The organism is Brevibacillus sp. YAE8, assembly GCF_057543335.1.
Window position 1 is genome coordinate 1 of the sequence record NZ_BAAIYG010000096.1, and the last position, 672, is coordinate 672.

Below are 672 nucleotides of genomic sequence, written 5' to 3' on the forward strand. Positions count from 1 at the left end.
GTTTTTAAAAGACTCAATCAATGAGTTAAACAATGCTCAACGCGCTTCGGATATAGCGACTGAAAAGCTTGCTAAAGGAGAAAATGTCGAACTCCAAGATGTAATGATTACTGCTCAAAAAGCAAGTATTACGATGCAAACGGCTCTTGAAATACGCAATAAAGCTGTTGAAGCCTATCAGGAAATGATGAGAATGCAAATGTAATTGAGCGGTTATTAAAGAAAATGAAAATAGTAATAACCGGAGGAATACCATGAATGAAAGAATAGCTCTTTACCGAGATAAGATGAAAGTCTTTTGGAATAACCGCAAAAAAGGACAGAAAATAGCCCTTATCGCTGCTCCTCTTGCGGCTATTCTAGTCATTAGTTTAGCATCTGTTTTCTTAAACAAAGATAAATTTGTCCCTCTTTATAGCAATCTATCGGCTCAAGAAACAGGACAAATCAAAGCAGAGCTTGATGCTAGAAGCGTTCCTTCAGAAATCTCTGATAATGGAACAACCATTTCGGTGCTTGAACAAAGCGTTGACTCGCTAAAAGTTGATTTAGCTGCACAAGGAATTCCTGATAGCGGAAGTATCGACTATTCGTTTTTTGGGAAAAATGCGAGCTTTGGTATGACAGACAATGAATTTGATGTGTTAAAACTCGATGCGATGCAAACTGAAT

General features: G+C 37.5%; 1 protein-coding gene and 1 pseudogene. Both read left to right on the top strand.

The annotated features are described in order from the left end of the window. A partial coding sequence (fliE, locus tag AC27IT_RS27780) for a flagellar hook-basal body complex protein FliE (protein WP_487092260.1) occupies window positions 1–205 on the top strand: 205 nt, incomplete at its 5' end. Window positions 206–254: 49 nt separating this feature from the next. Beyond that, window positions 255–672: pseudogene (locus AC27IT_RS27785) on the top strand (flagellar basal-body MS-ring/collar protein FliF); the annotation flags it as partial.